This window comes from Pseudomonas sp. 2, assembly GCF_056627435.1.
This window is the reverse complement of sequence record NZ_JBWXNG010000008.1, coordinates 273662-279902: the sequence shown is the minus strand read 5'-3', so window position 1 is coordinate 279902 and position 6241 is coordinate 273662. Positions and strand designations below refer to the sequence as shown.

Below are 6241 nucleotides of genomic sequence, written 5' to 3'. Positions count from 1 at the left end.
TTCACAGCAGCGACAAGTTTTAAGCCGCAAGCTGCAAGAGAGGCCGCGTTACCCTTTCTTGCAGCTTATAGCTTGAAGCTTAAGACTGCTTCAGCGTGACGCGACCGAACGCCTTCTTGCCGGCCTGGCATACATGAGTTGCGCCCAGCTTGAATACGAAGCCGCGATCGACGACCTCACCATCCACGCGCACACCGCCGGACGCCAGCAGATCGCGGGCGATCGCCGAGTTCTTTACCAGGCCAGCCTTATTAAGGACAGCAGCGATCGGCATGTCTTCAGCACCCGCCACTTCGATCTCCGGCAAATCCTCAGGCAGCTCGCCTTCCTTCATGCGGTTGCCGGCAGAACGGTGCGCCGAAGCGGCAGCCTCTTCACCATGGAAGCGAGCCACGATTTCCTCGGCCAGCTTGATCTTGATGTCGCGCGGGTTGGCACCGGCTTCGCAATCAGCCTTGAACGCGTTGATCTCATCCATCGAGCGGAAGCTCAGCAGCTCGAAGTAACGCCACATCAGCGCATCCGGAATGGAAACCAGCTTGCTGTACATGATGCCCGGCGCTTCCTGGATGCCGACGTAGTTGCCCAGGGACTTGGACATCTTCTTCACACCATCCAGACCTTCGAGCAACGGCATGGTCAGCACGCACTGTGCTTCCTGACCGTAAGCGCGCTGCAGCTCACGCCCCATCAGCAAGTTGAACTTCTGGTCGGTACCGCCCAGCTCCACATCCGCGCGCAAGGCGACCGAGTCATAACCCTGCACCAGCGGGTAGAGGAACTCGTGGATGGCGATGGACTGGTTCGACTTGTAGCGCTTGTCGAAATCGTCGCGCTCGAGCATCCGCGCAACGGTGTACTGGGAAGACAGGCGAATGAAGTCCGCCGGGCTCATCTGATCCATCCAGGTGGAGTTGAATGCCACCTCGGTCTTGGCCGGGTCGAGAATCTTGAAAACCTGGGACTTGTAGGTCTCGGCGTAGTCGAGCACCTGCTCACGGGTCAGCGGCGGACGCGTGGCGCTCTTGCCGCTCGGGTCGCCGATCATGCCGGTGAAGTCACCGATCAGGAAGATCACCTGATGCCCCAGGTCCTGGAACTGGCGCAGCTTATTAATAAGCACCGTGTGGCCCAGGTGCAGGTCCGGCGCCGTCGGGTCGAAGCCGGCCTTGATGCGCAGTGGCTGACCACGCTTGAGTTTGGCGACCAGCTCGGACTCCACCAGGAGTTCGTCCGCGCCACGCTTGATCAGCGCCAACTGCTCTTCAACCGACTTCATACACTGCCCCGTAAGCCTTATTCCAAAGGGAAACAACGATACAAGATCACCACCCAAATACAAGTTCTGCCCACAGCAGGGCGACGAATCAGGGAACGATCCGCGCGCAGACTTGCCTCAAGCAGGATTTGGTTATATTTTATACAGTTATTTCATCTTCATCATGTCATTCATCTTTTCCATTTCATCTTTTTTCAAAGTCAAAATTACTTATGAACGACACTCCGCCTAAAGCGCCCCCGCTTTATCCGAAGAGCCATCTGCTAGCTGCCAGCGGTATCGCGGCCCTGCTGAGCCTGGCGCTTCTAGTCTTTCCATCCAGCGATGTCGAAGCCAAGAAAACCAACATCGCGCTGGAGCTGGACACCCCGGTTGATCAGTTCAAGCAACAACAAGACGCTCAAGATCAGGCAAAAGCCACAGAAGACGACACCGCTTCCCCGTTTGCGCAAATCGACAACAGCGCCGACGAACCTGAAGAAACCGCCGAAGCCCCTGCCCCGTCAGCGACTCCAGCCAAGCCTGCCGCCGAGAAGGTAGCTGCCGCGAAGGACCCGAATCACAGGGAAATCGTGGTCTCCAAGGGCGACACGCTCTCGACGCTGTTCGAGAAAGTCGGCCTGCCGCCTGCCGCCGTGCACGAAGTCATCGCCAGCGACAAACAGGCCAAGCAGTTCAGCCAGTTGAAGAACGGCCAGGTACTGCAGTTCGAACTGACGCCTGACGGCAACCTCAAGCAACTGCACAGCAAACTCAGCGACCTGGAGACCATCAGCCTCTCCAGAACCGAGAAGGGCTACCTGTTCACCCGCGACGTCAGCAAGCCCAACGTTCGCACCGCCTACGTACACGGCGTGATCAACAACTCCCTGTCGCAGTCGGCACAACGCGCCGGTCTGAGCCACAGCATGACCATGGACATGGCCAACATCTTTGGCTACGACGTGGACTTCGCCCAGGACATCCGCAAGGGCGACGAATTCGACGTGATCTACGAGCAGAAAGTGGTCAACGGCAAGACCGTCGGCACCGGCAACATCCTGTCCGCTCGCTTCACCAACCGCGGCAAGACCTACACCGCCGTGCGTTACACCAACAAACAGGGCAACACCAACTACTACACTGCCGATGGCAACAGCATGCGCAAGGCGTTCATCCGTACCCCGGTCGAGTTCGCGCGCATCAGCTCGATGTTCTCCATGGGCCGCAAGCACCCGATCCTGAACAAGATCCGTGCTCACAAGGGCATCGACTACGCAGCGCCGCGCGGCACGCCGATCAAGGCCACCGGTGACGGCAAGGTGATCCTCGCCGGGCGTCGCGGCGGCTACGGCAACACCGTGATCATTCAGCACGGCGAAACCTACCGCACGCTGTACGGCCACATGCAGGGCTTTGCCAAAGGCATTCAAAACGGCAGCAGCGTCAAGCAAGGCCAGGTCATCGGCTATATTGGTACCACGGGCCTGTCTACAGGCCCGCATGTGCATTACGAGTTCCAGGTAAACGGCGTTCACGTCGACCCGCTGGGTCAGAAGCTGCCGATGGCAGACCCGATCGCCAAGTCCGAAAAACAGCGGTTCATGCAAGAGAGCCAACCTCTGATGGCTCGCATGGACCAGGAAAAGGCCACCATGCTGGCCTCGAGTAAGCGCTGACCCATGACTTTATATGTAGGTGTAATGTCCGGAAGCAGTCTCGACGGACTCGACTTCGCGCTGGTAGAACAGAGTGACCGACCGCACTTGCTCGGCACTCACTACATTCCCATGCCCGATGACCTGCGCGCCGAACTGCTGGGCCTGTGCGCCAGCGGCCCGGACGAGATCGCCCGTGTCGGCATCGCCGAACAGAAGTGGGTGCATCTGGCCGCACAGGGCGTGCTCGCGCTGCTGGACAAGCAGAACGTCTCGGCCGGCGAAATTCGCGCCATCGGCAGCCACGGCCAGACCATCCGCCACGAACCGGCTCGCGGCTTCACCGTGCAGATCGGCAACCCTGCGCTGCTGGCAGAGCTGACCGGGATCACCGTCGTCAGCGATTTCCGCAAGCGCGACATCGCCGCTGGCGGCCAGGGCGCCCCGCTCGTTCCTGCATTCCACGAAGCGCTGTTCGACGATAACAAGGACTACCGCGCAGTCCTCAACGTCGGCGGCTTCAGCAACCTCAGCCTGATCGAGATCGACAAGCCGGTTTCCGGATTCGACTCGGGGCCAGGCAACGTGCTGCTCGACGCCTGGATTCAGGCTCAGCGCGGCCTGAGCTACGACAAGGACGGCGCATGGGGCGACAGCGGAACGGTCAACCCGGACCTGCTCAAATCCATGCTCAGCGACCAGTTCTTCCAGACCCGGGGCCCGAAAAGCACCGGTCGCGAAGTGTTCAACCTGGGCTGGGTTCAGCACCACATGTTCCAGCTACCGACACTCAAACCGGAAGACGTTCAGGCGACCCTGCTGGAAGTGACGGCGCTGAGCATCACCGAGTCGCTGCAATCGGCTCAGGCCCAGACCAAGGAGCTGCTGGTGTGCGGCGGAGGCGCTCACAACAAGGCGCTGATGGCGCGGCTGGCCGCCCTGCTGCCCAACACCAAGGTGTCCAGCACTGCCGAATTCGGCGTGGACCCTGACTGGGTCGAAGCCATGGCGTTCGCCTGGCTGGCGCATTGCGCGCTGGAAAGCGTACCGGCCAACCGCCCCAGCGTGACCGGCGCCAAAGGCCTGCGAGTGCTGGGCGCGATCTACCCGGCGTAATAGATACGCTGAAACGCAAAACGCCGTGCATCTGCACGGCGTTTTTGTGTGTATCAGGGTTGCAGCAGGGAATCAGATCGAGAACGAGGAACCGCAGCCACAGGTGGTCGCGGCATTCGGGTTCTTGATCACGAAGCGCGAGCCTTCCAGCCCTTCCTGATAATCCACCTCTGCGCCTGCCAGGTACTGGAAGCTCATCGGGTCGACCACCAGGCTCACGCCTTCGCGCTCGACGATGGTGTCATCGTCTGCAACGTCTTCATCGAAAGTGAAGCCATACTGGAAACCGGAACAGCCACCGCCGGTCACGAATACTCGCAACTTCAGGCGATCATTGCCCTCTTCGTCGACCAGGGTTTTCACCTTGTGCGCTGCACCCTGGGTAAATTCCAGAGCCACCGGTGTGAAGGTTTCGACGCTCATGCTCAATATCTCCCGGCGCTAAGCCGTCATAATGCGTAATGGGCGCATTATCCGCTTCTCCCAGAAAATCGGTCAACTATTGCGAGAGCAGCGGCAGGCTTCAAGTGACAAGCTGCAAGCCGGCGCGCCCACCCCTTGCAGCTTGAAGCTTGCAACTTGTAGCTGCCGTTAAGGCAGCATACCGGCGCGGGACAGGCCCAGACGCTCGTCCAGGCCGAACATGATGTTCATGTTCTGCACCGCCTGGCCCGACGCGCCTTTGACCAGGTTGTCGATGACCGACAGCACCACCACCAGATCGCCACCCTGTGGACGATGCACCGCAATGCGGCAGACATTGGCGCCGCGTACGCTGCGGGTTTCCGGGTGGCTGCCGGCTGGCATCACGTCGACGAACGGCTCGTTGGCGTAGCGTTTTTCGAACAGTGCCTGCAGATCCACCGATTTATCGACCACGGTCGCGTACAGAGTCGCATGAATGCCGCGGATCATCGGCGTCAGGTGCGGCACGAAGGTCAGACCGACATCGCCACCGGCTGCGCGACGCAGGCCCTGGCTGATTTCCGGCAGGTGACGATGGCCCTTCACCGCGTAAGCCTTGAAGCTTTCGCTGGTTTCCGAATACAGCGAACCCACGCTAGCGCCGCGGCCAGCACCGCTGATGCCGGACTTGCAGTCGGCGATCAGGCGAGTCGCGTCGGCGAGGCCAGCTTCGAGCAGTGGCAAGAAGCCCAGTTGAGTGGCGGTGGGGTAGCAACCCGGCACCGCGATCAGGCGCGCGCCCTTGATCTTGTCGCGGTTGACTTCCGGCAGGCCGTAGACCGCTTCGCCCAGCAGCTCAGGTGCACCGTGTGGCTGGTTGTACCATTTGGCCCATTCATCGGCGTCCTGCAGACGGAAGTCGGCCGACAGGTCGATGACCTTGGTGCCGGCGGCCAGCAGTTCACCGGCCAGCGCATGGGCGACGCCATGAGGAGTGGCGAAGAACACCACATCGCAGGCGCCGAGGATTTTCACGTCCGGAACGCTGAACGCCAGGCCATCGTAGTGGCCGCGCAGGTTCGGATACATGTCTGCAACCGGCAGACCTGCTTCGGAGCGCGAGGTGATCGCCACCACTTCAGCTTGCGGATGCTGTGCCAGAAGACGCAGCAATTCGACGCCGGTGTAACCCGTGCCACCGACGATACCGACCTTGACCATGACCTGCCCTCAACGAAACCACTGGAAAGCCGCTGATAATATGGGCGCAGCGCCCTCGGGACAACCGCGAACGTGACGTACGGCCCCGCCAGCCACTACTATTTGCGCCACCGTGATCCTGGAAAAAGCAAAAATGTACCTGTGGATAAAAGCACTGCACATCGTTTCGATCGTCTGCTGGTTTGCCGGCCTGTTTTACCTTCCGCGCCTGTTCGTCTATCACGCCATGAGCGAAGACGACGTCAGCCGCGAGCGCTTCTGCACCATGGAACGCAAGCTGTATCGTGGAATCATGGGGCCGGCGATGATCGCCACGCTGGTGTTCGGCATCTGGCTGATTACACTGACCCCCGGATTTCTGCAGCAAGGCTGGATGCACGCCAAGCTGACCCTGGTCGTACTGCTGATCGGCTATCACCATATGTGCGGCGCGCAGGTCAAACGCTTCGCCCGTGGCGAGAAGGGCCGTAGCCACGTGTTTTATCGCTGGTTCAACGAAATTCCGGTTCTGATCCTGCTGGCCATCGTGATTCTGGTCGTCGTAAAACCGTTCTGATCTCGGTTTTCAAGAGACGCATTTAAC

6 protein-coding genes are annotated in these 6241 nt (G+C 60.2%); 3 read left to right on the top strand and 3 right to left on the bottom strand.

Annotated elements, in window-relative coordinates:
- Nucleotides 1-79: 79 nt before the first annotated feature.
- Nucleotides 80-1279 (bottom strand): tyrosine--tRNA ligase, encoded by a 1200-nt coding sequence (tyrS, locus tag AC1MEK_RS16085; RefSeq protein WP_480397279.1) that lies wholly within the window; start codon nucleotides 1277-1279, stop codon nucleotides 80-82.
- 212 nt (nucleotides 1280-1491) lie between these two features.
- Here tyrS and AC1MEK_RS16080 point away from each other — a divergent pair, with 212 nt between their 5' ends.
- Nucleotides 1492-2937: a peptidoglycan DD-metalloendopeptidase family protein gene (locus AC1MEK_RS16080; RefSeq protein ID WP_480397278.1), complete on the top strand. Its 1446-nt coding sequence runs from the start codon at nucleotides 1492-1494 to the stop codon at nucleotides 2935-2937.
- Nucleotides 2938-2940: 3 nt separating this feature from the next.
- Nucleotides 2941-4032, top strand: a complete 1092-nt coding sequence (locus AC1MEK_RS16075) for an anhydro-N-acetylmuramic acid kinase (protein WP_480397277.1) — start codon at nucleotides 2941-2943, stop codon at nucleotides 4030-4032.
- Nucleotides 4033-4104: 72 nt separating this feature from the next.
- On the opposite strand, the gene erpA is transcribed toward AC1MEK_RS16075, so the two are convergent.
- The gene (gene erpA, locus AC1MEK_RS16070) at nucleotides 4105-4455 is read right to left on the bottom strand and encodes an iron-sulfur cluster insertion protein ErpA (RefSeq protein ID WP_480397276.1); all 351 of its coding nucleotides are present in this window, start codon (nucleotides 4453-4455) and stop codon (nucleotides 4105-4107) included.
- Nucleotides 4456-4623: 168 nt separating this feature from the next.
- Nucleotides 4624-5658 carry an N-acetyl-gamma-glutamyl-phosphate reductase gene (gene argC / locus AC1MEK_RS16065; RefSeq protein ID WP_480397275.1) on the bottom strand — a complete coding sequence of 345 codons (1035 nt, stop codon included), beginning with the start codon at nucleotides 5656-5658 and terminating at the stop codon, nucleotides 4624-4626.
- Between the two features lie 133 nt (nucleotides 5659-5791).
- Here argC and hemJ point away from each other — a divergent pair, with 133 nt between their 5' ends.
- The gene (gene hemJ, locus AC1MEK_RS16060) at nucleotides 5792-6214 is read left to right on the top strand and encodes a protoporphyrinogen oxidase HemJ (RefSeq protein ID WP_480397274.1); all 423 of its coding nucleotides are present in this window, start codon (nucleotides 5792-5794) and stop codon (nucleotides 6212-6214) included.
- Nucleotides 6215-6241: the final 27 nt, after the last annotated feature.

Bases quoted from the DNA above. Each gene is read 5' to 3' on its own strand.
- tyrS (WP_480397279.1), bottom strand. From the start codon at position 1,279: ATGAAGTCGGTTGAAGAGCAGTTGGCGCTGATCAAGCGTGGCGCGGAC.
- AC1MEK_RS16080 (WP_480397278.1), top strand. From the start codon at position 1,492: ATGAACGACACTCCGCCTAAAGCGCCCCCGCTTTATCCGAAGAGCCAT.
- AC1MEK_RS16075 (WP_480397277.1), top strand. From the start codon at position 2,941: ATGACTTTATATGTAGGTGTAATGTCCGGAAGCAGTCTCGACGGACTC.
- erpA (WP_480397276.1), bottom strand. From the start codon at position 4,455: ATGAGCGTCGAAACCTTCACACCGGTGGCTCTGGAATTTACCCAGGGT.
- argC (WP_480397275.1), bottom strand. From the start codon at position 5,658: ATGGTCAAGGTCGGTATCGTCGGTGGCACGGGTTACACCGGCGTCGAA.
- hemJ (WP_480397274.1), top strand. From the start codon at position 5,792: ATGTACCTGTGGATAAAAGCACTGCACATCGTTTCGATCGTCTGCTGG.